Raw genomic sequence first — 25,908 nt, forward strand, 5'->3', positions numbered from 1 at the left:
GTCTATCTGCTCGGTTGAGTCGTGACACCCAGGAGTGCGGCGAGTTGGGCGGCAATGGGGTTGAGGTTGAGTTTGTCGGGATCCTTTTTGGGGTATCGGTCCCATGGTTGGGGTGTGCGGGGGTCGGCGAATTGGGCGTTCTGTGCGCCTTTGACGGCGGTGGGGTTGCCCTGAGCGACAGTGCACCTGGCTTTGGTGTTGAACGGGAAGTCGTCGTAGTTGAGGTCGAAGTCCGGGTTCTTCTTCTTGATGGCTGCGATCTCGGTTTGGGTGCTTTCGTAACCGAGGGTGCAGGCCGGCGGGTTGTTCGTTTCAAGCACGATTCCGAAGTGGATGTTCTTGTCGCCCGGCGCGGGCGTGTAGCTGCCGCTGGAGATCCCGGAGATGATGGCCAGCACGGGCGAGAACGTCACAAAGGTGGGCTTGATGTTGCGGATGTCTTTGGCGAGGTTGCGGACCACGGTGGTGACATCGCCGGCACTGCGGCGCAGTAACTCCGAGATCTGGGTGGCCGATGCGGTACCGGTGGTCAACAAGCGGCGGATTGCGGGGTCGCTGGTCGCGAGCTGGTCGGTGATCAGACCCAGGTTTTTCGCCCAATCGCCGATCGCGTCGGTCTGATCGGCCTGGGTCCCCAACACCGTGTCGGCGTTGCGGATTAACGAGATCGTCTGCGGGAGGCTGTCGTTGCCCGTCTTGGCCAGGTTCGACAGCGAGTCCACGAGGACCTTGAGGTTCTCGCCGTTGCCGTTGAAGGCTTTGCCGAGCTCGGTGACCACCGTGGTCAGGTCGTTCAGCGGAACCGATCCGGTGAAGTCGACCGCGCTGGAGATGACGTCCTGGACCGGGGTCGGGATCGACGTGTCGGAGATGACGGAGTCGTTTTTCAGGTACGGACCGCTCGCGGACGCCGGACGCAGATCGACGAACTGCTCACCGATCGCCGACCGGTTGGCCACCACCGCCTGCGACGACGCCGGGACCTTGGGGCCACCGGAATCGAGATCAAGTTCAACCCGCACGCCATCAGTCCGTAATTGCAGTGACGAGACCCGACCGATAGGGACACCCTGGTAGGTGACCTCGGCATTGGCGAAGATGCCGCCGGAATCTTTGAAATCCGCGTGCACCGTATATCGTCCGACGCCGGCGAGCTGGCCGATTCGTGCGTAGGTGACACCGACGTAGAGGATGGCTGCCACCCCGACTACGAGCAACACCACCAACTGCACCACCATCCGCCTGCTGAGCACGCTCACTGAGCTACGTCTCGACCCTGTGCGACGCACGCCATCGGTTCCACTCGCAACTGTGTCATTGCGTGATGGTAACGAAGTTGAACGCGGCTGTACACAGTTACGACAGGCCGATCACGACAGCGAGTCACCCGATCGAGGGCGGGGCGGGTAGCGGCCGCTGCATCGACGGGATGAGGATCGCGGCTACCGCGCGCAGCAGTGTTATCGCGAGGTGGGCGTGGTCGACGTAGTCGCGCCACCCGACTACCAGGCCGTCGCGGAGCTCAATTCGCCCACAAGCCCAGAACTGCCAACGGAATCGACCAATGGCAAGCTCGTCCATGCGCTCGGTCAGGACTGTGTTGCCGTCGGCGGAGACGGTGAGGAATTCGACGTTGAACGAGCCCGGTCCGCGTAGGGCGCCGAGCACTCTCGCAGTGCCGGCATGGCGCAGGGTCGGCCAGCCGACGTTGGTGTAGAGAATGTCGGGGTGCAGCAATGCTACGGCTGCGTCGGCGTCACCTCTAGCCATGGTGTTGAAGAAGTTGACGGCCAGATCTGCCGCTGCCGGGATAGCTTCGGGGGACTTCATTAACTGTTCCTCACATGGGTGTTTTCGGGGCTTGAGTTAAGGGCATGTCGCTAGCGGACTGCCGACGCTCGTGCCTTCTGGGGATGACAGGCCACCACACGCGGTCGCCCAGCAAATGCATTGCTGCGGGCACGAGCAGTGTTCGCACTATTGCCACGTCGAGGATCAGTCCGACCCCGACGGTGAATCCGACCTGGATCAGCAACACGACTGATCCCGACATGAGGGCGAACATCGTGATCGCGAAGACGATGCCGGCAGTGGTGATGACGCTGCCTGTCGTTCCGAACGCGCGGATGATGCTGCGTGTCATAGATGTTCTTGCCTCTTCGCGTATTCGGGATGCGAAGAGCATGCTGTAGTCGGCGCCAACCGCGACGAGCACCACGAACGCCTCCGACGGCACGGTCAGCCAAACGGCCTCTCACGGTTCTTGACTGAACCGGCTGCTCAGCCAGTTGTTAGTGGGCCAGTAGCTCGACGATGGCAGGAGTTTAGTACGCATGAAGCATTACAACCGGGGTAAGCGGCTCGCATTCGAATTCCAGATTCCGAACACGATGTAGGGCGAACATCCTAAGTATCAAGGCCGCGGCCAGAGGTAACGAGTAATCCGGCGCCGAGGAGGCTTGGTTCGTTGAACAGTGGCGTCTAGTCCTTGCGTAGCACGCCGTTGATTATGAGATCGACGAACGTAGTCGCGACTTGGGATGTAGTTCGCTCGGTGAGCGGGATGTTGGCCGCAGCAAGTGCTGCGGCCGCAACATGAACGCCAGCAATGGAATCTGCCATCGCACCGCGAAACACGCCGATGGCGACGCCCTCGCGGCAGATGTCGGTGATCCGGTTCAGCCACGGTGTGAAAAGGGCCTTGTCGAGCTGGTCATGCAGTTCAGCTCCGTACACGGCGGCGCGAATCTCGGGGTAGCGACGCCCGAGGTCTGAACCCAGCGCGTTGATCAGATTGTGGGTGGTCGTCGACAGTTCCGCGACGGGGTCGTTACCGCCCGTGCCGGTGCGTGGCTCGGGAACGGGAAACCGAGCCACCAGTGCGTCGGCGAGCAGCGCGGATCTATTCGGCCACAGCTTGTACACCGTCGCGTTCGACACCTGGGCGTCGCGCGCGATGGTGTACACGGTAGCGCCGGTAGCGCCCCGTTCAACAATCAAACATGTTGCGGCGGAGAGAATCCGCTGCCGTACCTGGCTGTGAGGATGTTGCGGCGAAGCAGCTTTTCCGGACGGCGACGATTTATTCGAAGTGATCATTGCGGTTGGTCCTTCGAGCCGGAATTTGGTTTGCAGTCACGCTTAAGTCGGCTACGTCTGTGAGGGGTCGGTGTCGACGTTCAAGTGGTGCTGAACGCGTCAACAGGTCCCGGTGTTATGCGCGGCACAGAAGTGCCGACATCGTGGCCGTGCGAATTCTCGTACTGCATGAACTGTCATGGCGAGGGTGGTCACCACCTAAGCATCGGGAGCGGAGATGCAGGGTGACCTAACGAGCGACGAACGGTCAGTTTCAGCAGTTTTCGGTGAAAGCCAAGGCTCGGGTACGTGCGTGCACAATCGCGATAGGTCCTGGGGGGAATTCCGTGTCGGACAAACCCGAGTGACACATCGATGGCGTCGGCTCGGCGAAGCAGTTCGATCGGGTTTGCGGGTTCTGCCGCGGTCCTGACTTTGTGATGCTGGGCGATCATTGATGCTACGAGTTCTCTGTCGTTACATTCGGTCCCGCCTCGGATGAAGTCGGTGGCTAGCTGTATGGAGGGTTGTAAGTAGTCGAAAGTCCCTTCCGTCCAGATCCCGAGATCGTGAAATGTTGCGGCGATGAGGAAGTCGCCATCTGTTGATGGCCGTTGGCGAGTTGTGCGTTGTGCGGTACGGAGGCGGTTCCAGAGTGCGTCGGACAGCGTGAGGACTCGAAGCACGTGATTGCGATACATCTGCAGGTCCGCGCCCAGCGGCGTGCGATGCTCGGCGAGGATTGTGTCCACTGTGTGTTCAGCAGCGGTGTGAAGCACTAGCTCAACACCTGCGGCGGGGCCACTGGCGAGGTGGTGTTAGCCAGCGTCGCAAGGATCTGCTCAGCGGTGTCGTGGCCGGAGCGTACGGCGCCATCCATATATCCCATCCACGCCGTGGCGGTCTCCGCGCTCGCCCAGTGAATCGGGCCTACTGGCGTCCGAAGTGCCTGGCCAACCGACGTCCACGTTTTCGGCGGGAGTGCGGCGCCGTAGCATCCTCGCGTGAACTGCTCTGCGGACCAGTCTTGTTCGACGATCTCGATGGGCTCACGAGCTTGCGGGCCGAACACTCGTGCCAATGTGTCGAGGACTAACGCACTGCGTTCGTCTGGCCAGCGGGCCGAAGCATCTCGCGACGAGTCACCTAGAAAGAACGTGAGAAGTACCCCCAGACTGCTGTCGGAAGGTGAGTTGTCGTAGATGATTTTCAGCGGGCCGTCGAGCAAAACTGCCTGCCCGGAGAGGCCGGCTGAGCGCCAAAAAGGTGTCGGGTACACCGCCATTGTCTTGATGACCGAGCCGTTGGGGACGCGTTGGGTGAGCGAGTCGCGGGCCGGTGGAAGGCCGGGCTGGTAACTGATTCGTCCGGCGAGCGATGGGCTGAGAGCAACCACCGCATGGCGGGCGCGCACCACCTGAGTAGCGCTGACGACGGTGACCCCGGCATCGGTGTAGTCGATGTGATGTACGGGTTCGCTGGTGTGTAGTTCATCAGGGCCGAGACCCTCGGCGAGTTCCACAGCGAGGCGTTGCGAGCCGCCCACTATCCGGCGCTCCTGTGCGCCCCCGACCGTATCGATCAATACATCGACTCCGCCCGCTGAGGCGATGTAGGCAAGAACGTGGAGCAGGGATACTTCGTCCGGGCTCGCCGCGAACACCGCCTCGCATACCAACTGGACCAGCTTCTTTCCGCCCGTGCTGTGCACTGACCGCTCGGTCCAAGACCGCAACGTCTGGCTATCCCACGAGTCAGCGTTGGGGGCGGTCCACGGCGACGCGGGCGACACCGATCGCGACATCCGTTCCAGTCTCTTCAACGCTAGGTATCCCTCGCCCAACGCTGGCGAGGCGATGAGCGGGAAGGCTCCCGAGTGCCGGTGAATACGTCCTCGGTACTCAAACACGTTTTTGCCCGCCGAGTGAGTGGCGAAAGTGGGGATCCCGAGTTCGCGCGCCAACGCCAATACGGCTGTCTGACCGGGCCCGACCCATTGGCCGCCGACTTCGACATCGCTGCCGTCGTGCAGACGGTGGTTGAGTGTGCGACCGCCCACGCGGTCTCGAGCCTCGAGCACGATGACGGATTTATGGACGGCCCTGATGCGCCGCGCCGCCACCAGCCCAGCTAGACCGGCTCCTATGACGACTACATCGGTCTCTGACATCGAATTCTCCCAGTTCAGGTCGCCGCGAGCCGTAGTTGGTCGCCAATACTGGTCACATGACCAATCTGCGTCCGAAAGTAGAGTACGGTCTGGGATGTGTCAACAGACGGATGGCTTCGACGCTCACCTCGACGCCGCCAGCAGCTCATCGATGCAGCGATCGCGGTCATTGTCGACCAAGGCCTGGATGCGGCGACCACGCGTCGTGTCGCCGCACACGCGGGGGTGTCGTTGGGATCGGTGCACTATGTGTTCGCGAACAAGGCGGAGATGATCACTGCCGTGGTCGACTTCGTAGGCGATGCGATCACCGCAGCGCTATCGCCGGTCGCGCAGCCCCAGGCGGGCACAATCGATGACGTCGATCGGGCGTTGAGCGGCATAGTGGAGCGGTTCTGGGACCTGGTGATAGCCGACCCGGCGTTCCAGCTCGTGCAGTACGAACTCACCATCTACTGCCTGCGCCGACCAGACCAGCAGTGGCTCGCCATCCGGCAATACGATCGATATCGCAGCATTGTGGCCGAGACAATCCGCGCCGCCACCCCAAGTGAGTTGGCGCTGCCAACCGCGGCTGTCGATGACCTCGCGCGTCAGACAGTAGCCGGACTCGACGGCATCATATTGCAGTTCTTAGTCCACAAAGACGCCACTCAGGCCCGCCACGACGTGGCTGTCCTGACTGGAAATCTGCGCTGGGCGACCCGCCGCCTTTACGAAACCGACACCCGGTGAGCGGGTCAGTCGTATCGACGGCGCTCACGCCGGAGCTGCGCCCAGGCGACGTGTGTGCAGTAACGCAATTCCTTTCCGCGACAATTTGACTCGACGAGGTTAGATTGGATTGGGCTGGCGGATGCCCTCCTATACAGCCCGGCTGGCTACCTGTTGTGTCGCACGGCGGTAGCCGCGATCTGCACAAGGCGGTTGTGGTCGCCGGGTCGAAGCTGGTGCGAGCGGCCACGTGATCGCGGCAGCCGCGTACCCGTAGGCAGTTCGACGCACTGATCGACAGGCGTTGTGAATATGGCGTCGACTCCATCATCCGACCATCAATTCGGCAACCCACGGAAAGAAGTTCAACGGTGAGAAAAGCTGCTGTAGCTGCAACGCTCGCGGGTGTCATCACACTCGCCGGGCTCACCACCCCCACCGCGGCGGCCTACCCTGTCGGGCCCTGGAAAGTTCAAGGCCCGTGTGCGGGCAAGCCCAAACCGCAGTGCCCGATGTCTCCGTCTGCGGACGGCTTAACCTGGTCGTGGCACGGCGACGCCTGGAACTACGACAAGACCGGCGCGTTCGTGTGCATGTCAAGCGACATCTACTGTGCGCCGGTCATGTCGGGGGTCCGCGCCTTGCCGCCCACACCAATCGGGCGATGGGTACACGGCTGACTAGACGACGAGCGAGACTGCGTGCGCCAGACCAGCCAAGGTCGGCGGGTTCCTATGCGTGCTGCGTACCCAACACCAATTCAACGACGTCTCATGACTCGACCAGACCGTCGGTAAGGCGCTTCGACCTCCGAGCGCAACAGCTGCTCAGGTTGATTCGCAAAGTTGTGCCGGTTCCTCCATCCCCGCCGGCGCGGTGTTCACGCGTTGAACGCGGCCAACGAATGAGGTGAGATGTGATGCGTGCTATAGCATTTAGTGAGTTCGGCGACCTGGATCGTGTCGTGCGGGTCCGAGAGGTCCCGGATGTATATCCGGGCCCGGGTGACATTCGGGTCCGGGTTGTCGCCGCAGCGGTAAGCCCCTCCGACGCCGGTCTGCCCAGCGGGCAGACCGCAAAATTGTGGCGCACTATGGGCCTCTTTCCCCCCGCCAGAAACTTCGTTGCCGGATACGATGCTGCCGGCGTGGTCGACGACGTCGGACCGGACGTCGGGGGATTCGCTGCAGGCGACGAGGTAGCGATTCTGACCACTGCGTTGCAGCCACAGCCGACGTTCGGCTCGCACGCGGAATACGTTGTTGTGCCGCAAGAGTCTGCGGTACTGCTGCCGAGGGGTTCCGATTTGATCGCCTGGTCAACGCTGCTCATGAACAGCCTGACTGCCCGCATGGCGCTGGAGCTGTTGAACCTCGATACCGACTCGGTCGTTGCTGTGACCGGGGCTGCCGGGGCGGTCGGCGCATACGCGGTGCAACTCGCCAAACGGCGAGGACACACCGTAGTGGCGGATGCCGCGGACAAGGATCGCGACCTCGTTGCGGTACTTGGTGCCGACCATGTCGTGGCTCGTAGCGACAATTTTGCTCGTCTCGTTCGTGAAGTAGCCACAGACGGTGTCGCCGGCGTCGTCGATGCGGCGTTAGTGGGTGCAGCGCTGCATCCGGCCGTGCGCGACGGCGGTACCGTTGCCTGTCTGCGGCCCACCGACGGGCCCACCCAGCGGGGCATTCGTTGGGAATGGCCATTTGTGCCTGACGAATTGACGAACACCCGAGCGCTAGAAGAACTGCGCGATTTCGCCGCGTCCGGGGCGTTGGCGCTTCGGGTGTCGAAAACGTATACCCCCGAGCAGGCCCCCCAGGCGTATCGTGCGGTTTTGCGCGGCGGGCTTCGTGGACGCCCTGTCATCGTCTTCGACCCGGGATACCCAAATTTCCACGTACAGGCCGGGGAGTGATGTCGCAGGAGCAATGCCAGGCAAGGGGTGATTTCGGATAGCGAATGCCTGCAACATTTGAGAAATCAACAGGGTTCCGGCATCGCGAATCACCTAAAGGGTTCAGATGCACGCACGACAAACGTTAAAGCGACGACAGGCTGCGTCCGGCGAATATCAACGGGGTTACGGCCAGCTCAGAGCAGATCCTGGTGTCGGCCGAACAATTGAAAACGATGGTGATGATATGGCGAATGATGGACGTGCAAAACAGATCACCGGTCGAATGCACGCATTTTGCCGTGACGCGCTCGGCAGTGACGACGCCACTGGTGTTGCGCTGCGAATCTCTACCGGCGAGATATCGGCGGGCGAAGCAGTCGCTGCAAGCATTGAACGGGCCGATAGGATGACTACGCTCGCGGGTTTCGCAGCGACTGACTTCGACAGAGCGCTCGCGCTGACGCGTACTGCCCACGCCGGCGCCTTTGCCGGCGTGCCAACGGCTATTAAAGATAACTGTGACGTCGCAGGGTTGCCGACCCGCGACGGTTCTCGTGCAGTGGGTTTCGCACCGGCCCGGCGGGATGCACCTGTTGTCTCTCAAATCCTGTCGAGCGGGGTGATACCGCTAGGCAAGTCGACGATGCCTGAGTTCGGCTTCAACGCGACAACTGAGTTCGAAACATCCGCGCCAGCGAGGAACCCCTGGAACACCGCGTTCTCCACGGGCGGGTCGTCGGGCGGATCGGCAGCGCTGGTGGCCGCAGGGGTGGTGCCGATCGCGCACGCGAACGATGGCGGCGGCTCGATTAGGATCCCCGCAGCGGCCCGCGGGCTGGTGGGGCTGAAGTTCACCCGTGGCCGCGAACTCGCCGACGACAGCGCTCGATACATGCCGCTGAACGTGCTGAGCAACGGCATACTAACCCGAACCGTCAGGGACACCGCCCGGTTCGCCCATCACATCGAGCAGCACGGCCCCCTTCGTGGTCTGCCTCCCATCGGTCTGATCGAGGGCCCGTCTACCCGCCGAGTGCGCATCGGGGTTGTGGATGAAGCGCTACCGGGTCACTCGTTCGACGAAGACACGCAACGCGCGATCGGCAAAACCGCCGAGCGACTCGCCAACCTTGGCCACGACGTCGTCTCGGTCGGACTGCCTATCCGCGAACAGGATTTGACCGCACTCGAAGAAGATTTCATCCACTACTGGGGGATGCTTGCCTTCGGGGTACGAAGGTTCGGCGGAATGATTGTCGACGCCCAGTTTGACTCGAACGAGCTCGACGCGTTCACCAAGGGACTCGCCAGCCGTTTCGAGCGGCGACTAGTGCGTACCCCTGGCGTGATCTGGCGGCTGAAGTCGATAGAGCGCAAATACCGCTTGGCCTACTACGGCGGAATCAGTGCACTGTTATCTCCCGTCGTCTCACACACGACCCCGGAACTTGGCTACCTTTCCCCAGCCGGCCCTTTCAGTGAAACAGTGTCGCGGTTGCGGGGCTGGTTGGCACTGACCCCCCTTGAGAACGTTGCAGGCGGTCCAGCTATTTCGTTGCCCGTCGAGGTGACCTCAACAGGCCTCCCACTGGGCCTTCAGCTGTCAGCAAACCTCGGCGGCGAAGCCACACTTCTCGAACTGGCCTATGAGCTCGAAGCTGATCGCCCCTTCCGAAATATCGACTCCGCGCACCACAACGGGTGACATCGCCATCGTCGAGAACGTGTTGCCCACCTTCTCTGCGGGCGCAGGGACTGACTTATTCGTCGAGTGGCGCTGCGAGTCCGCCGGCGATGAAAAGTCGCAGTTGGTGATCAGCGGTCACGTCGGGAATGGTCTGCATGGTTCGCGTCAGCCCAGTCGCGTAGTGGTGAATGGCGCCCACCGCCGTCCGAATTCTGAAATAGAGAATATCGATTGGCAGGTGGGGAAGGTGCGGCGATAGCACTTCGACGAACCGCTGGAGCCCGGGCTCCATCGTGTGGACGGTGAGGCTCGAATGTTCGATGGATTCGCCGACCCAGGTGGCAACCGCTTCGTAGTGGGGCCCGAGTTGCTGGAGGCAGTCCAGCAGGGGATCGGCGAATGCTGCGACGAGATCGGCGACCTCGTGTTCGCGCCTGGCGACTGCGTTGAGTCGCCGAACTCGCTCGACTGTCACTGGCGTGAGAATTCGTACCACCAGCGCTTGAAGCAGGCCCTCTTTACCGCCGAAGGCGTAGGTGACGGACGCGATATTGGCCTCAGCTTCGGTGGTGATGCGGCGTACCGACAGCGCATTGAAGCCTTCTGAACGCAGGACGCGCTCAGCGGCGGCCAGCAATACTTCTGCCTGCTTATCGCGGCTTCGCCTAACCATGAGTGTTGCCAGTCACGTAGATCTCTCCGTAGGTCGTACGACCAATTGAGGGAGTAGCGGTCGGTCCGCTGTCCGCTTCAACTATGGCTCTCTAAATCACTCCCCACGGGCCCGACTGGAAAGCCGCGAGTCAGCCTACTGCGGGCTGGTAGGCAAGTCCGGTGAGCATGCCCATGTTGCAATCACCCGCGAGGCGTGCTCCCCGTGGAGGTCGACTGCTCGGATGGTGCCGGCGAGGTCGCCGACATAGGCGCGCCGGCCGACGCGATCCAGCACGAGTCCAATAGCTCCCGCGAACCCGGTCGCCAGTAGCTCTTGGCGGCCCGGGCCGGCAGCGGTGAACCGCACGCGGTTGAGCGAGTTTCCCTGTGGCAGGTCGCCGCGGTCAGTCCAGTACAAGGCGTCCTCGTCATCGTCGTGCTCAAGGTCGACCGGTTCAGGAAGGCTGTGCGCGATCGTCTCGATGTCGGGCCGGGTGTCGGCTGTGGCGCCGGCGGGGAGCTCTAGACCTGCGGTGAGGATGCCCCAGTACCGCTACTGGGGGCGCCCTTCTGTGTCCAGAAGATGCGTTGATTCCGGTGGTCGACGGCCACGCCGACGCAGTGCCGTGTCGCGTCGGCGGATTCGTCGGGATAGATGCCCGTCTGCGCGAGGACGGTCACCTCAGAACCATCAGGACGTGCACGCATCACGCGCATGCCCTCACGGTCAGCCCACTACAGGAGACGGCGACAAGAGTCGAGCGTGAGCTGTTTCGGCGTCACGGACTGCGAGTGACTCAGCAGCGGTACCGACGCTCCGTCGGCAGTGGTGCGGAAGATTTGACCCTCGGGGTCAAAAAATTCCGCTTTCGACATATTTGTGGGCGTACCCATGTGGGTCCACAACACGGCCGATGTCTCGACGTCCACCGCGATGCCGTCTCGACAGTGTCCGGTGACCGTGGCGGCTGTGCGAATGGTTGATCCGTCCGGTGACAGTTCGATGATCTCGGCTGTGGGCCGGATCTGCACGGCGTACAACTTGGGTTCGGAGCCCATATTTTCTTTTGGTGTTGTTCCGGTGGCGGGCCGCGTCTGCGCGGCCGACGCGAAGCGGCCCGAACTACTCGAGGGCCACTCGGGTGCGGGGTGGCAGCGTCGTGAATATCGTTCCTGGCGGGCAGAACTCCGCATACCTATCGACGTATAGCTCCGGGAATCGTTCGGTCTCGGTATGGATCGGCACCACGATGTAGGCTCCAACGTCCCTTATGAATTCAATTCCGTCGGGCAACCGCAGCCATGATCCACCGGCTGGCGCTAAGAGGACGCGAATGGGAGTATCCGGCACATACAGCGCGTCACCTGGGTGATAGAGCAATCCGTGGTGCACCTCGTCGCCGACGATGTATCCGACGTTGGCGACCGGAGTCACCCCGGGGACAACAACCGCGTGGTATCTGCCGACAGCCCGGACCGTCAGCCCTCCGACGCGGAGCATGTCCCCGGATGCAACGCCGCGCCAGGACGCACCAAGAATCACCTGGGATTGTTCGTCGGCGACGAGCATCGCCTGCGGATTCAGCGTCATCAACGCGCCTATACGTGCGAGATCGGTATGGTCGACGTCTTGGTGGGTGACCAAGATAGCGTCGAGACCGGTCAGTTGCTCGAAGCCGTGAGACAGCACGCCAGGGTCGAACAGTACCGCGGTCCCGTTGTGTTCCAACAGAACACACGACTGACCGTAGTGCGTGAGATGCATGCTGCTCAGCCGCCCATCGTCAGTACGATCTTGCCGAAGTAGTGATTGCTGTCCATGTATCGATACGCCGCATCCGCGTCGTTGAGTGAGAAGGCGCGGTCGATAGGCAGTGTCAGATTCCCGTCGGCCACGGCAGGGGCCAGGTCGTCCCACATTCGTCGGATCGCTGCCTGTGCCTCGTCTGCGGGTCGGGTACGAAACGTCACTCCGATGTAGCTGATGCGTTTGAAGGCATGGCTCTCGAAGTCGAACTCGCCGCGCTCGCCACCGAGCCGACCTACGTTGACGAAACGAGCGCCCTGCGCGGCCGCGTGCAAACTGCCCAGCACTGTCTTGCCGGCGATCTGGTCGATGATCAGGTTCACCCCCACCCCGCCGGTTTTAGCGACGACGTCCTCGGGCCACGTCGGCTCACTGGAATCGATGGCATAGTCGGCCCCGTACCGGCCCAGCTGGGCGCGCTTCTCGGCAGTGGTGGACGTCCCGAACACTGCCCCAGCCCCCATCTGGCGGGCCACCTGTAATCCGATGAGGCCAACCGCGGAACTCGCGCCCTGAATGAGCACCGAATCGCCTGCGTTGAGGCGGCCTGCCGTCACGATGGCGTCGTGCATCGCCACCAGCGCAACGGGAAGGCACGCGGCGTCCTGATAAGTCATGCCCTCTGGAATGATGTGTAGATTGCCTGGCGACGCGATCGCGTACTCTGCGTGGCTTGCGAAGGCCGTCCCCATGACCCGGTCGCCCACCTTGATAGCGATGACCGCCGCTCCGACCTCGGCCACGATTCCAGCGCATTCGTTGCCGAGAATGCTCGGCATTCCTGGATGGCTCTTCAACCGTTCTGCGTTGTGCTGGTCAACTCCGCGCTTCACGCTGAGCAGGTCTGCCCGGTTTAGTGACGCGGCCTTCACCTGGATCAGTACCTCGTCCGGTTCCGGTGCGAGTGTCTTTACGTCCTGAAGGGCTTGTCCGTGTGGCGTCAACACAACGGCCTTCATCTGAGTGGGGGTCATGTCGTCTCCTGGTGATCGCTTGTCGCCTCGGGCTCAGCGGGCAACGGGAATCGGATGAGGTACTTGTCATATTCGGGCTCCAGATCGATAGCCAAGGCTCGAAGGAGACGGACGATGCCGTTGTAAAGGCCGATGTTCATGAGGAGGTCTACTACGTGCTCGTCAGACAGGTGTGTTCGTAGCTCACCGAAAAGGTCGTCGGGTATCTCCGCATCGGTTGTGAGACTGCGGACTGCGCTCAATACCGTCGCCGCAGCCGGGTCCAAGCCCGACGCGTGTCCGGCCGTCGCCGATTGCAAGCCTGTGATGTCGGCTGGCGTCACCCCGACGGACAACCCGATCTCGATGTGGTGCGTGTATTCGTACACCGTGCGTGTGATGTAGCCGACCTGAATGAGTGCGAGTTCGCGCAATCTCGGATCAAGTGAGCTACTAAAACGCAGCCACCCCCCCAGGCTGACGAGACGCCGCCCGGCGCCCGGACTGTAAGACAGCAGGCGAGATAGATTGCTAGGGAATGGATGTCGGCGCTCGCTGTGACCGATCTCTGCAAGTCCGTCGACATCGAGTGGATCCATGTATTCAAGCCGTGCCATTGCTGTCTCCCTACTTGACTGTTGCTGAGGTGAGGGTAAGGCCGCCATCCACGACGAGATTGTGACCCGTGATGTAACGCGCGTGGTCGGAGAGTAGGAACGTGACGGCGTGGGCCACGTCCCAAGCGGTGCCTTCGCGGTCCAGCAGTGATGCATGCGACCGTTGTCCACGCAGTTGCTCGCTCATCGTCGCCTCCATGCGGGGCGTGTAGATCGCGCCGGGTGTCACGCAGTTCACGCGAATGCCATCGCGGCCGTGATCATTTGCCATAGCTTTCGTGAGGGTGATAGCTGCGCCCTTAGAGGTTGCGTATGCAACGGACTTCTGTGCCGGTCTGATCCCAGCCACCGACGAGACATTCACGATCGCGCCTCCTGCGCCATGCTGACGCATTTCGGTCACCGCGAGTCGCGAAAAGTTGAAGATGCTGTCCACGTTCGTCGTGAACGTCTCGTGCCACACGTCTGGGTCGATGCCGACAACATCAGCTGGGCCGCGGTTCACGCCAACGTTATTCACGAGAAGGTCGATACGCCCAAACGTCTCGACCGCCTTGCGAACCGCAGTTACGCTCTGGTCAAGATCCGCCGCATCGCACTCGAACGCCTCGGCGGGCGCCCCGCCTTCGTCTGAGATCAGGTCGACAGTGCGTTGTGCGTGGGACTCCTGGTGATCCACAACCAGGACGTTGACTCCCGCTCGGGCGAGCAGAATGGCCACTGCTTGTCCGATACCCACGACGCCGTTGCCATCGCGTGCGCCGCCTCCCACGACGATTGCCCCCTTGCCTTCGAATGCCTCGGCACTGTCTGAGTTGTCACCGGTCATCTGTTACGGGTCCTTTCGATAGCGCTTGCGTCAATTCGTCTGGGATAGCCCAGTCGACGCGGGCGGGGCTTGAGTTACCGAAGAAGATGCGCCGCTGCACGTGGTGGCTTCGGCGGAAGGGCGTCGATCACGTTCTCGCTCAGGCGCCCTCAGCCAAATGTAGACCGAGACGGCTCTGTAGTCAAACACCGTTTAAGTCCAGTAAGCCCCGGATCTCGGCTCCAGCGGCCGCCTACTGGGGGATGTGGCCGCGGGCCGATGACACGAGGCAGCTCAATGCCTGTGTCTGAGGCGTGGGGGCCGATGTTGTGATCGGGTTAATGGAGTTTTAAACGCATCGACGCGGGCGAGGTCGATCAGGATAGCTTGTCGCACAACAACGTTGATGATTGGCCCGCGCCGTCCGGCGGAGACCGCGCATGGTCGTTTTCGATTAGCTCCGGGTGGACGATGGTTGTACGTCATGCGGCGACTGGCGCCGATGATTTGTGCAGACCCGTAACGCTGCCATTGGCCAACGGCAGAATTGTGTGACTGCTCTCTATTGCTGGTCAGGGGCCTACGCCCGCTCTAACCTGACCAACGTACGGAAAAAGCTATGAGATCACGTACACGCTGCTTGCTGGTTTGTGATCGCGAGAGGGCATCGGCATGACTGTTCTAGTAATCGTGGTGGTCGGGGTGATTGTGTTCTGTGCAGCATCAATGGTGACCGCGGTCGTGTTTGGTCGGATCGTTGCCGGCGCGGATCGGGACGCCCGCTTGCAGGAACACGAGTTTCGGCGGATCGCCGCTCTGTCGGGCACCACCCACACTGCGGCCTAGCTGATGATTGCCCACCTCGCTGACCCCATGGTGCTGACCGGATTAATTATGGTTGTCGTTGGGGGAGTGCTTCATGCGGCCGTCCTCTCGCTTATCGCCGCCGCCACGAGTGGTCCGACCGAAAGCAGTCAACAGCATCGATCATCGCCCGGCGGGCGTCGCGGGGCGTAGTGAATGCTCCGACCGCCACGTGGTCGTGACTATCGCCGCGCAGTGACTCGCGATCCGCGCTCGCGCTCTACCGAAAATGTTCGGTGCGAGTGGTGTATTCGGTATTGACTCTCGAATCCCGCGTTGTCTGAGCGGCTTTCCTTTCCGGCGGGGTAGCGGGAATCGGCTTAGGGATCACACCCGCAGTCAAACGGCGTTTGACTGCGGGTCTCGGAGTGGATATGGTCAGTCATGCTCAACGACAACGCGATTGAGAGTTGAACCATGCTTGGTGGTCGAAACGCCGGTCGGTGCGGACCTCTCACAGCTGCAAGCAGCGTCGCTGCGCGACACCTCCGCAATCTCGGTCGTGTCGAGCGGCCGCCTGTCTGATTGTCCGCGCGGTTCTTCGTGACATACCGCATATCACGATCAGCACCAAAAGTATTGGAAGAGTGGACCGTAACCGATGTGCACTAGCAGTTCGAGGGCCAGCTCCAGGGTGCCCGACCTGGCCCGGAGTCAGGTCTCCATCGGAAGGCGGCTGCTCGCCGTGTTCCTGGCCACCGCCACGTTCGCCGGCCTGGGGATCGCAGTCGGTTCCGGCGGCACCGCCTCGGCCGCGCCCCGCGTCCAGCAGATCACCCTGCAGGACTCCTGCGGCATGCCCCCGGTGAAGGTTCGCATGTGGACCCGCCCGGGCAACTACAAGACCGTCATCGCCCTCGATGGCTTCCGTGCCACCGACGACGTCAGTGGTTGGGAGCACAACACCAAGATCCAGAACATGGCCGACTCGGGTGTCAACGTGGTCGAGCCCGTGGGTGGACTCGCGAGCTTCTACAGCGATTGGGACGCGCCCAGCAACTTCAACAACCAGCGCTACCGCTACCGTTGGAATTGCCTGATCAGCCAGAAGCTGATCCCCGAGCTTGACCGTCGTCAGCTCAACGTCGGACCGCGACGTCAGTACGCGATCATGGGCATCTCCATGGGTGGCAACGCGGCCATGGTCCTCGGTGCCAACAACCGTCGCATCTCGCACTTGTTCTCGCTGTCGGGGTACCTGAACCTGTCGGCGCCCGGCATGCGTGAGGCCATCCGCATCGCGCTGCTCGATGCGGGTATTGAGGCCGGCGTCGGACCGTTCAACTCCGACTCCATGTGGGGCCCGCCGTGGAGTCCGCGCTGGCTGGAGAACGACCCGTTCGTGCAGATCGGCAACATGCGTGGCAAGAAGGTGCGTGTCGCCGCGGGCAGCGGTCTGCCCGGGCGTTACCCGAACACTCTTGTCGGCTACCTCCAGGGCGGACCGCTCGAGGCCCTCTCGCTGGCGCAGTCGCGGGCGTTCCAGGTGCAGGCGCTGATCAACAACGTCGCGATCACGTCGGACTTCCCGTCCACTGGTGTCCACGCCTGGGGCTACTGGTCGGACATGGTTTTGCGGGCCAAGAGCCAGGGCTGGTTTCGTGACTGAGTGTGGTTCCGGGGGAGCTAGGCAGCAGCCACGCTCGTGCATGACGCTGCCTAGTCGCCGTCACGACCGCAGTGCGGTGATGGGTCACCGGTGGCTGACCCGCCGGTGTGGCCCCCTTTGCGATCGTGACCACCACGCATGTGAAACCGCCAGCGCTAGTGGACGTAGTCCGGCAGATGAGTGCCCGGAAGACGATGCCGGCCAAGTCATCTGAGGTGGATGAACACCAGGATTTTGAACCGGGACAGATCGGTCGTTCTGCCATCGCACACCGATACAGCCGCTGCGTGAACCGGCCCAGCGGTACAACCGAGAAGGACGCCTACATGGACAACCAAATCACTCTTGCCACACCCCAGGGCCCGATACAGGGGACGGTTGCCACGCCGGACGGTACGGGTCCGTGGCCCGGCGTTGTCATAGTTCACGACATCGTCGCCGCCCGCCGCGGTGGCATGCCCGAGATCATCGACCGTGTCGCGAACGCGGGCTACCTTGTCATCGCGCCTGACTTGTATTCGCGGGGCGGACCGCTGCGGTGCGTCACGCGTGTCGTCACCGAGATGAGGCGCGGTTACGGCAGGTCCTATGACGACCTGGCCAGTGCCCGTTCCTACCTTGTCTCCCATCCACAGTGCAGCGGAGCCACAGGAATCATCGGATTCTGCATGGGCGGGGGATTTGCACTCGCCATGGCCAGTAACGGGTTCGACGCCTCCGCTCCATTTTACCCATCTCTACCGCCGAGCGCTTACGGCGACATCTCGGGCGGCGCGTGCCCGGTTGTTGCCAGCTTCGGCCGTCGAGACCCCCTTCTCCGGGGCGCAGGGCCCCGGCTGCGCGACGCGCTGGGCGATAGGGGTGTCGTCCACGACATCAAGACCTACCCAGACAGCGGACACGCATTCGCAAACCCCCACCCGGCGGCTCCGTTGCTGCGGGTCCTGGGTTTCGGGCACAACCCCACCGACACCGAGGACGCCTGGAACCGCGTCTTCACATTCTTCGACAAACACCTCAACACGCGGGCATGACCGATCGCCCGTCACGGTTCGAGCACACCCAACGAGAGGTAAACCCGCCCATGAGCAGCTCCAGCAAGGCACTCACCGGACTCGCCGTTGCCGGGGGCGTCGGCGTCGGCGCGGCCGGGATCGGTGTCGGCACCATTCTCACCGCGCTGGTGCGTTCGGCGCTCACCGCGGCCCCGCCGGTCGACGACGGCCCCGATCATCTGCTCGACCGACCGCGTGCGACACCCGAGCGGATCGCGGTGCGCGCCGCGGACGGCAACCCGATCAACGTGCTCGCCTACGGACCCGCCGACGGGGATCTGATCGTCGCCGCCCACGGATGGACCTGCAACACCCGGCACTGGTGGGCGCAGATCAACGACTTCGCCGACACCTGCCGCGTCGTGGTCTACGACCAGCGTGGCCACGGCGAGACCCCACTCGGCAAGACCAAGCTCAGCACCGACCTGCTCGGATCCGATCTGCAATCGGTTCTACAGGCGGTGGTCCCGCCGGATCGGCGCGCCATCATCGCCGGCCACAGCATGGGCGGGATGTCGGTACTCGCCTGGGCCGCCAACCATCCGAGCAGCGTCGACCGGTTCGCCAGGGGCGTCGTGCTCACGTCGACGGCCGCGGTGGAGATCATGCAGAACCTCGCGGTGATCCCGGAGGGTTTGCCGCGGTTCACCCGTCCGCTGGAGTACGCGGTGGGTCGGATGATCGCGACCACTCCGCTTCCGTTGCCGCACACCACCGTTTCGCCGAAGATGGCGCAGTACATCGCGTTGAACACCCAGGCCCGACCCGCCCACGTGGAGTTCTGCGACCGCATGATCTCCGAGTGCCCGGCCGTCGCACGGGCACGATGGGGTGCCGCGATGCTGGACCTCGACGTGTGGCAGGGCGTCCTCAACCTGACCGTGCCCACCGCCGTGGTCGTCGGAACCGACGACCGACTCACCCCGCGCAAGCATTCCGACGCCATCGCCGCGACGCTGGAGGAGGCCGGCCACCTCCACGAGTACCTCGTGCTGCCGCACACCGGACACATGAGCAACATCGAGGAGCACGACGCCTACAACCGGCCGCTCACCGAGATGCTCGAGAAGACCACCCACAGAGCACATATCTGAACGCCGGCACCCATTCTTAACCCGCTGTTCAACGACTAACGATAGGAATACTTATGAACGTGCGCGCGAAATTGTCCGTCTCGCGCAGCCGCGTGGCGATCACTCTCATCGTGGCTGCGACGGCAGTTGGTCTCATCACTCCGAGTGCAGCATCAGCAGCACCGTCCTGCGAGGGCGTGACCCCGCAGCGAGCCACCACCGTTGCCCGTCTCGGAGGATGGATCGAATCAATCGTCGTGGACGAGAAGGGCCGTCTGTTCGCGACCGATTTGTACCGCGGACGCGTCTATCGGATTGATCATCCAGGCGCGACTCCCCGGGTGCTTGCCGACTTTGCCGACGGAGTCATACTTCCTGGCGGAGTCGTCGTCCGCCCCGACGGGAAGCTCCTCGTGGGTACCTATAACTATGGCCCCATCACCGCAAACGCAAGAGTTCTACTCATCGACCCCGACACCGGTAGCACCAGCGTCTACGCGTCTGGCCTCATCGGCATCGACGGAGTCGCACTCGCGCCTGACGGCACCGTTTACACGTCGACGCTGATCAGCACCGCCATCGGACGGGTGACACCGGCTGGACAAGTCACGCCACATTGGACGGACCGCGTTGTGTCACCGAACGGGATCGCGGTGTCACCCGACGGGCGATACCTCTACGCAATCCAGACGTGGCCATCCCCATCGCTGTACCGGATTCCCGTCAACGCCCCACATGACGCCGCCCCCTGGATTCGTAGTTCTCACCGCGATTTCGCAGCCGCTCCCGATGGGCTGACAGTGGATAGTCAGGGGCGCCCTCTCGTGACGACGCACCTCTCAGGACAGGTCTGGCGGGTCGACGCCGATCACTTCTGCAGCGTGAGCGTTGGCGCCGACCGACGAGGAACCACTCAGGTCACCTACGGACACGGGACACAGGGCTTCTCGCATGGAAGACTCTTTCGAACCGGAGTCTACGGTGAAATCGACGAAGTACCATCAGCATTCGATCCCGGTGGACGCTGACCGTGGCAACATGCCTGACGGACTCACGCGCTCACGGAGTCGACACGACTCTCTGACCCCGACGTCGAGTTCGCTCCCTACCTACCCGGGGCCGCAGACATGCGAACAGACGGGTGTGGTGCTGAGGAGCGCCCACCAGTGTTCCTGCCCGCTAGTTCGCGTTGGCTTCGTCAGTATTTTGCAGAGGTCGGACTGCCCCCGGTTTGGTTGACATCTGATCTGTGAGGATCTCCCTCACGTGGAAAATAGCGGCATCTCGCAAACCAGTAAGCAGTGCTCGTCCGAGAATGCTGAAATATGTAAAAAGTAGAAATCGAGGCAGGCATGACTATGGACGCGATATTGCGGCACGGGCGTTTACGCGCCGTGAGCGATGAGTACCGCGAGATGATTGAAAATGCACCGCGTCTTAACGAGATCGGTGCGACAGGCATGCGGGCCGGGACTGCGCCCCCCACGGGTATCGCTAGCATTGATGGTGATGGAACCGTCGCGGTGCGGGTGGTCGAGACGCAGGGCCCAGGCGGCCCAATCCCCCTTCGGGTCTACACACCGAAGGACCGAGACGTCCCAAGCGGGATAGTCCTCAGCATTCATGCTGGCGGGTATCTGGGGATAGCCTCGCAGGCCGACCACGAACGCAACAGGGCGTTAGTGAAAAATGTGGGTTGCGCGGTCGTCGCGCCGGATTATCGGCTCGCACCTGAAGACCCGTTCCCCGCCTCGATCGAGGACTGCTGGGAAGCGTTGCAGTGGATTGCCCAGGGCGGCGACGTGGGCTGGGACACCTCACGGATTGCTGTAGGCGGCGCGGGCAGCGCGGGGAACTTCGCGGCCGTCGTGGCGCTCATGGCTCGAGACGCTGGGGGCCCGGACCTTCGACTGCAGTACATCGTCGACGCGCCGACCGACACCCGATGCGACACCCCATCCCAAGCAGAGTTCGCCGACGGCTACGGACTACGCAGGAGTGACCTCGTATTCGTCCTCGATCAGTACATCGACATCCCAGACCGCAAGTACGACTGGCGAGTTTCACCACTTCTGGCGGCGTCAGTACGAGCAGTAGCCCCAGCTCTCGTCATCGTCGGTGAATGGGACATTCTGCGCGACGAGGACGCGCAGTACGCGAACCGACTGCAAGACGCGGGTGTCCCCACCGAGCTGCACATCATCGCCCAACAGGGCCATTTCCCAGACCCGACACACCCGTACCGAGCTGACAACCTGGTCGACGAGGGCCTGCGCGCCGCCTTCGCAGCATCACACCGATGACGTCTCCAGGTGGCGGAGAGGATCTGCAAGCCACCCCAGCATCCTGCACAACACTGCGACGATGACAGCCCACCCGAACACCTGCACCGACCGGTCCTTCGGCACCCATGGATGCCGAAGCGCAGCGTATCCAAGCAGCCGAGGAACGCAGGATTGCAGAGGTACGGCACGCACAGCAGCTCCAGAACTCGGAAGCGCTACTTGCCCGCCAACTCGACGCCCAGCGTAGGGCCGAGCAAGTGGCTACGCTGCCGCCGATTTGGGCCGCAATCGGGCGACTAATTGTTCCGTTTCAGAGCTATGCCGCCTTTCTCGATGACGATCTACTTCGCCTGGTGCGAGCTGTCGACAGGGAGGCGGCAGCGGCGGAGGTTGAACGAAACCTGCACCCGTGGACGGAGTTACTGTCGGACTTAGAGCTCGTCTTCACGCCAGCCCAGATGGTCATAGGAGAGCCGCACGTCTTCGATGCGCTTAACGACCTGTACGAAGAGACACGCAACCTCCAAATGCTTTCCAGCAACCTACCTCTCGAAACATTCAGAACGATGACGGCGCCTGACACCACGGAGTTGAGAGCGGCGTTCCAGAGCGTCGTCCAGCAGCGTCGCGTCATGACTCGGGTTGTGCGCGACAATCTTACGCAAGTGCCGCCGCTCGACCGGAAGTTCACGTGGTCCGAAATTGATCCAGACGTCTAGGCGCAAACCTTCACGGATGTGCTGAGTAAGCGCGGCGACACCGAGAACGCCACATGACTGCGGTCCGTGAGAGGGCGCCCTTTTCTCAACGTCTCATGTCGATAATTTATATTGTGTCAACTTGAGCCTGAGGCGAGCCATGGCGCGGTGCCACGGCTGAGGGAGTTCGCTCGAGGTCACGGTGATCTCCGCGAATTGCGCAGTCCAGAACAGGCTCCATTCGTTCAACAAACCTATCCTCTCCATAATTAGACTTAAAGATCCACCGGCCGTAAGGGCGTTGGTGGGGTAGCGGCGGCCTGCAGTGACGAAATCGTTTGTGGCGCAGACCGATAGCACTAGGTTATGTCTGGCGTCGGTGGGTGAGCAGCTGCAGTGAGGGCGTAGAGGGTTTCGGCCACCGGGACGTCAATGTTGTGTTGGCGGGCGGTGTTGATCACGACACCAAACAGAAGTTCAGATTCGAGTCGGCGGCCGGCGAGCCGATCGTCGAGCATACTGCTCCCGACCTCGTCGGGGTAGGAGCGGTAGAGCCCCATCACGTTGTCGACGTCGACGTCTGTGAGGTGCGCTCCGATTGCGTTGCCGACGCTGCGAGTCTCGGTCAGCAGCCGCGCACAGACGAGTTCGACATCAGGCTCCCGTAATACGCTCGCATGGCGCAGCGTGAGGGCGGTGATCGGACTGGCGCCGATATTGACCAACAGCTTGAGCCACGAATCAGTTACAAAGTCATCGGAGGTGGTGACGTGGACGCCACCAGACATCAACTCGGCGAACGAGCGCCCCGCCGTCGTATTCGGCACTGTGAGACTTGCGCCAAGGCGAAGATGGACCATGGTCGGCGCGGTACGTTCGGCGGCGGCAAAGACAAGCGACGGCACGATCTGTGCCGAACCCGTGATTTGCTTGACGCGGTCGAGATGATCTACGCCGTTTTGCAAGACCACCACGGTCGAATTCGGGCCCAGAAGCGCGTCGAGCCATGGCTTGGTCGATTCAGTGTCATGGGCCTTCACCGTGATAAACACCCAGTCGACCATCACCGCTGCCGTGGGCGTCGTGATGACCCGAACTGGACACCGTTCGACCGAGCTATCTCCAAGGCCGTCACCCACAACCGTGAACGCGTCGAAGGCGTTGCGTGCACAAACCATTGGAGGCTGATGTCCGGCACGCTTCAGCCATAACGCCATGATCCCGGCGATGGCGCCGGCCCCGATGATCGCCACCGACGGGGCCCCAGGCTCGTCGACACAGTCCGCCAGGCGCTCGCCGTTCACCGCTGTGGTCCGGTCAGGGAGAGGCGGTCGAAGGCGTGGGCATCATGGGCGGCGAAGATGTCGACATCCTCGCGATGTGCAAGCTCGCGGAGGCGTTCGATGTTGTGCAATCGCATCTTCTTGTCAGCCTGCAACGCGGAGTCGAAAACTCGCAAACCGTATGGGTACCGTACTGGCGTCTCGAGTTGGCCGTGATAGGAGAAGCTGTCCCCGCCGTGTAGCAGCCACCGCCGCCCGTTCGGGGTGTCGACGGCTACCGCAATCCCGATGTGGCCAACAGTGTGACCGTAGAGCGGTATCAGCACGATATCGTCGATCCCCTCGATCAGATGCACGCCTTCCAAGCCCATCCACGTGTCACCGAAACTGGCGTGGGTAACCCATCGCGGCTGGTGGGCCAGGGACGGTTGATCGAGGTAGCGACGGCGCTCAAACCAGGTGCGCGGGTTCTGCAACGCATCGTATTCGTTGCTGCTGAGATGCACAGCAGCGGTGGGGAAGTCGGGTAGCCCACCAATGTGGTCGATGTCGAGGTGTGTGAGCACGACATCGCGCACATCGTCGGCGCTAAAGCCCAGAGCCGTGATCTGTGCCAGTGCCGTCTCCCGCGGATCGAGCACTGGATGGACCCCACGAATGAACGCTCGCTCGACGGTGCTGGTGGGTGTCTCGATGGTGTGCGTTCCGACGCCGGTATCGACAAGGACAAGCCCGGTCGAGGTTTCGAGCAGCAAACAGTGACACACCGCGCGACCCCGCGACCGCCAGCTACTTGCACCGTCAACCAGGGGGCCGCCGGGTGGAGTGATTGTCCCGCAGTTCAGATGGTGGATTTTCATGACTGTTCAGTGTTTTGCGAGGTGTCGGCCAGTGCGTCGATTTCCACAAGTACGTTGGGCGGCAGGGTCACCTGGACGGTTGTGCGCGCGACGGCGCCTTGGGGAAACCACGGCGCCAGTGCCTCGTTCAATTCGAGGAAGTGTGTCAGATCGCTGAGGTAGACGCGGATCACCACAACGTCGCTGGGGTGAGATCCAGCGGCGGCCAAGATGGCAGCGATGTTCCGCATCGTCTGCGTGGTCTGCGTTGACGTATCCGGGCCGAGGGAGAAGTCGATCGGGTCGAATCCGATCTGGCCCGACACTTGTACGAAGCTGCCGAATCGCACCGCCTGTGAATAGGGGCCCGCCGGTGGCGGTGCGGTCTGCGTTGAGATCGGTACGTGCATATTCATTGCTTCTTTCCGTAGCAGGTGGATTGCGATGAGGCAGAAATCGATCGCGTGAGCCGCGCGCCACGATGGGTGAACACGCGAAGGGCGTTTCTTGTCCTCCCGAGCGCGCAGTCGGCTTACGTCCGCGACTGGGGAGGTTGCCGCCGGCACCGTCTGCGTTCTTGATTGACGTTGAGCATCGTCAAGGGACCGCTGGCGACCGGTAGGAGTGTGTGAAGGCGGGTCTGAGTGCTCAGTCCGCGCCCCAACACTGCGACCGCGGCAACCGGGTGAGGGTGTTGTCGCTTCATGCGCGTGAATCGAGTACGCGTTGTGCGTTTCCGCCGAGGATGGCTGCGGTCTCGGTGTCGGCGAAGCCGGTCCTTGTCAGAGCGGCCGCCAAGTTGACGATGTCGGGCGATCCGGAGTAGCCGTGTGCGTAGTCGGGGACACCGTTCTTGTCGGTTCCGATGGCCAGATGGCCAGTTCCGACGAGCTCGGCCATATGTGTTGCGTGGCGGGCGAAGTCGTCGAGGTCGGTCATGGCGCGGCCGTGCATACTGGCTGGCCACAGTCCGATGATCCCGCCGGTGTCGGCAATGGCTTTTATCTCGTCGTCGGAGATGTAGCGCGGAAAATCGCGGATTGAACTGGCTGCGGTGTGCGAGCTGATGACCGGGGCATCTGTCTGCTGGCATGCGGCGAGGGTGGTGGCGGTGTCAGCGTGGGCCAGATCAATCACGATTCCCAAGTGGTTGGCTTCGCGAATTACATCGCGCCCGAACGCAGTCAGTCCGTTGCCCTGCGCTTGTTGACGACGGCGACCGCTCAGCGAGGTCCCGATGGACCCGATGGCGTTATTGGCGTAGTGCACGAGTCCCAGCACTCGCACTCCGTGGTGGGCGAGACGTGCCAGACCGTCTAGGTCTCGATCGAGAAAGTCAGCTCCCTCGACTGCGAGCACGATGGTTGGTGAGGGCGACTCCGGTGGTGTGGCCGCGGTTCCACTCGCCGTCGATTCTGTGATCGCGGCGTTGAGTTGGGTCGTCACCGCCTTCCACGGGGATGAGCCCACTCGCCATGCGGTTCCCAGCGGGTCGCCGATCGCTGCGACTACCGCGAGGTCTACACCGGCGGTGGGAAGGTTGCTCAGCGGGTCGACCGGCAGACCGGTTAGCTTCTCGGCGGCCCACCGGACGGGCCGGGGCATTATGCCCTGTGGATGCGCATGCAGATCCACAACGTAGGACTGCAGTACGAGTTGGTGGGCGGCGACGAGCTGCTCAGGTGTAGGCGTCCAGGGCCGGGTACGGCTCATGTGTTGTCTCGATCTCTCTCGCTGCGGTGATGTCGGAGGGATGCGCTCGCCGGGCCCCCTTCGCAGACAGGCGCTGTTGTTCCCTCGGCCACCCACGT

Annotated in this window: 22 protein-coding genes and 1 pseudogene; 9 read left to right on the forward strand and 14 right to left on the reverse strand. The window is 62.5% G+C overall.

Annotated features, from left to right (window positions below; all coding sequences use genetic code 11):
- Positions 1-2 precede the first annotated feature (2 nt).
- From LX13_RS19730 to LX13_RS19750, 5 genes and pseudogenes are all read right to left on the reverse strand, one after another.
- Positions 3-1,253, reverse strand: a complete 1,251-nt coding sequence (locus LX13_RS19730; protein ID WP_253663610.1) for an MCE family protein — start codon at positions 1,251-1,253, stop codon at positions 3-5.
- Positions 1,254-1,383: 130 nt separating this feature from the next.
- Positions 1,384-1,830: a limonene-1,2-epoxide hydrolase family protein gene (locus tag LX13_RS19735; RefSeq protein ID WP_253663040.1), complete on the reverse strand. Its 447-nt coding sequence runs from the start codon at positions 1,828-1,830 to the stop codon at positions 1,384-1,386.
- 10 nt (positions 1,831-1,840) lie between these two features.
- A pseudogene (locus tag LX13_RS19740) lies at positions 1,841-2,245 on the reverse strand (MMPL family transporter); the annotation flags it as partial.
- A 236-nt stretch (positions 2,246-2,481) separates the two neighbouring features.
- On the reverse strand, positions 2,482-3,099 hold the full coding sequence (locus tag LX13_RS19745) for a TetR/AcrR family transcriptional regulator (protein ID WP_253663041.1): 618 nt from the start codon (positions 3,097-3,099) through the stop codon (positions 2,482-2,484).
- Positions 3,100-3,856: 757 nt separating this feature from the next.
- The gene (locus LX13_RS19750; protein WP_253663042.1) at positions 3,857-5,248 is read right to left on the reverse strand and encodes a flavin monoamine oxidase family protein; all 1,392 of its coding nucleotides are present in this window, start codon (positions 5,246-5,248) and stop codon (positions 3,857-3,859) included.
- A 96-nt stretch (positions 5,249-5,344) separates the two neighbouring features.
- On the opposite strand from LX13_RS19750, the gene LX13_RS19755 reads away from it, so the two are divergent.
- From LX13_RS19755 to LX13_RS19765, 3 genes are all read left to right on the forward strand, one after another.
- Positions 5,345-5,983: a TetR/AcrR family transcriptional regulator gene (locus LX13_RS19755; protein ID WP_253663043.1), complete on the forward strand. Its 639-nt coding sequence runs from the start codon at positions 5,345-5,347 to the stop codon at positions 5,981-5,983.
- A gap of 898 nt (positions 5,984-6,881) precedes the next feature.
- Positions 6,882-7,883 carry a quinone oxidoreductase family protein gene (locus LX13_RS19760; RefSeq protein WP_301301519.1) on the forward strand — a complete coding sequence of 334 codons (1,002 nt, stop codon included), beginning with the start codon at positions 6,882-6,884 and terminating at the stop codon, positions 7,881-7,883.
- 265 nt (positions 7,884-8,148) lie between these two features.
- Positions 8,149-9,570: an amidase gene (locus tag LX13_RS19765; protein WP_253663611.1), complete on the forward strand. Its 1,422-nt coding sequence runs from the start codon at positions 8,149-8,151 to the stop codon at positions 9,568-9,570.
- A gap of 55 nt (positions 9,571-9,625) precedes the next feature.
- Here the strand turns inward: LX13_RS19765 and LX13_RS19770 are convergent, their stop codons facing one another.
- The 5 genes from LX13_RS19770 to LX13_RS19790 form a co-directional block, all read right to left on the reverse strand.
- The gene (locus LX13_RS19770; RefSeq protein ID WP_253663045.1) at positions 9,626-10,189 is read right to left on the reverse strand and encodes a TetR/AcrR family transcriptional regulator; all 564 of its coding nucleotides are present in this window, start codon (positions 10,187-10,189) and stop codon (positions 9,626-9,628) included.
- A 1,140-nt stretch (positions 10,190-11,329) separates the two neighbouring features.
- On the reverse strand, positions 11,330-11,971 hold the full coding sequence (locus tag LX13_RS19775; protein ID WP_253663046.1) for an MBL fold metallo-hydrolase: 642 nt from the start codon (positions 11,969-11,971) through the stop codon (positions 11,330-11,332).
- A gap of 5 nt (positions 11,972-11,976) precedes the next feature.
- Positions 11,977-12,987: a quinone oxidoreductase family protein gene (locus LX13_RS19780; protein ID WP_253663047.1), complete on the reverse strand. Its 1,011-nt coding sequence runs from the start codon at positions 12,985-12,987 to the stop codon at positions 11,977-11,979.
- Positions 12,984-13,583, reverse strand: a complete 600-nt coding sequence (locus LX13_RS19785) for a carboxymuconolactone decarboxylase family protein (protein WP_253663048.1) — start codon at positions 13,581-13,583, stop codon at positions 12,984-12,986. Before LX13_RS19785 ends, LX13_RS19780 begins: the two co-directional genes overlap by 4 nt.
- Positions 13,584-13,593: 10 nt before the next feature.
- Positions 13,594-14,412, reverse strand: a complete 819-nt coding sequence (locus tag LX13_RS19790; RefSeq protein WP_253663049.1) for an SDR family NAD(P)-dependent oxidoreductase — start codon at positions 14,410-14,412, stop codon at positions 13,594-13,596.
- Between the two features lie 1,444 nt (positions 14,413-15,856).
- Between LX13_RS19790 and LX13_RS19795 the strand changes: the two genes are divergently transcribed.
- The 6 genes from LX13_RS19795 (at position 15,857) to LX13_RS19820 (ending at position 21,996) form a co-directional block, all read left to right on the forward strand.
- On the forward strand, positions 15,857-16,864 hold the full coding sequence (locus LX13_RS19795; RefSeq protein WP_253663050.1) for an alpha/beta hydrolase: 1,008 nt from the start codon (positions 15,857-15,859) through the stop codon (positions 16,862-16,864).
- Positions 16,865-17,190: 326 nt separating this feature from the next.
- Complete coding sequence (locus LX13_RS19800) at positions 17,191-17,898, forward strand: dienelactone hydrolase family protein (protein WP_253663612.1); 708 nt, start codon at positions 17,191-17,193, stop codon at positions 17,896-17,898.
- 50 nt (positions 17,899-17,948) lie between these two features.
- Positions 17,949-19,013 carry an alpha/beta fold hydrolase gene (locus LX13_RS19805; protein WP_253663051.1) on the forward strand — a complete coding sequence of 355 codons (1,065 nt, stop codon included), beginning with the start codon at positions 17,949-17,951 and terminating at the stop codon, positions 19,011-19,013.
- A 53-nt stretch (positions 19,014-19,066) separates the two neighbouring features.
- Positions 19,067-20,020, forward strand: a complete 954-nt coding sequence (locus tag LX13_RS19810; protein ID WP_253663052.1) for an SMP-30/gluconolactonase/LRE family protein — start codon at positions 19,067-19,069, stop codon at positions 20,018-20,020.
- A gap of 324 nt (positions 20,021-20,344) precedes the next feature.
- Positions 20,345-21,295: an alpha/beta hydrolase gene (locus LX13_RS19815; protein ID WP_253663053.1), complete on the forward strand. Its 951-nt coding sequence runs from the start codon at positions 20,345-20,347 to the stop codon at positions 21,293-21,295.
- Between the two features lie 107 nt (positions 21,296-21,402).
- On the forward strand, positions 21,403-21,996 hold the full coding sequence (locus LX13_RS19820; RefSeq protein ID WP_253663054.1) for a hypothetical protein: 594 nt from the start codon (positions 21,403-21,405) through the stop codon (positions 21,994-21,996).
- A gap of 338 nt (positions 21,997-22,334) precedes the next feature.
- Here the strand turns inward: LX13_RS19820 and LX13_RS19825 are convergent, their stop codons facing one another.
- The 4 genes from LX13_RS19825 to LX13_RS19840 form a co-directional block, all read right to left on the reverse strand.
- Positions 22,335-23,279: a 2-dehydropantoate 2-reductase gene (locus LX13_RS19825; RefSeq protein WP_253663055.1), complete on the reverse strand. Its 945-nt coding sequence runs from the start codon at positions 23,277-23,279 to the stop codon at positions 22,335-22,337.
- A complete protein-coding gene (locus LX13_RS19830) occupies positions 23,276-24,118 on the reverse strand; it encodes an MBL fold metallo-hydrolase (RefSeq protein WP_301301520.1) in 843 nt (280 codons plus the stop codon). The genes LX13_RS19825 and LX13_RS19830 overlap by 4 nt, the downstream gene beginning before the upstream one ends.
- On the reverse strand, positions 24,115-24,507 hold the full coding sequence (locus LX13_RS19835) for a RidA family protein (protein ID WP_253663057.1): 393 nt from the start codon (positions 24,505-24,507) through the stop codon (positions 24,115-24,117). Before LX13_RS19835 ends, LX13_RS19830 begins: the two co-directional genes overlap by 4 nt.
- 292 nt (positions 24,508-24,799) lie before the next feature.
- Complete coding sequence (locus LX13_RS19840) at positions 24,800-25,810, reverse strand: dipeptidase (protein WP_253663058.1); 1,011 nt, start codon at positions 25,808-25,810, stop codon at positions 24,800-24,802.
- Positions 25,811-25,908 lie beyond the last annotated feature (98 nt).

It is taken from the genome of Williamsia maris, from assembly GCF_024171815.1.
Taxonomy (GTDB): Bacteria; Actinomycetota; Actinomycetes; order Mycobacteriales; family Mycobacteriaceae; genus Williamsia_A; species Williamsia_A maris.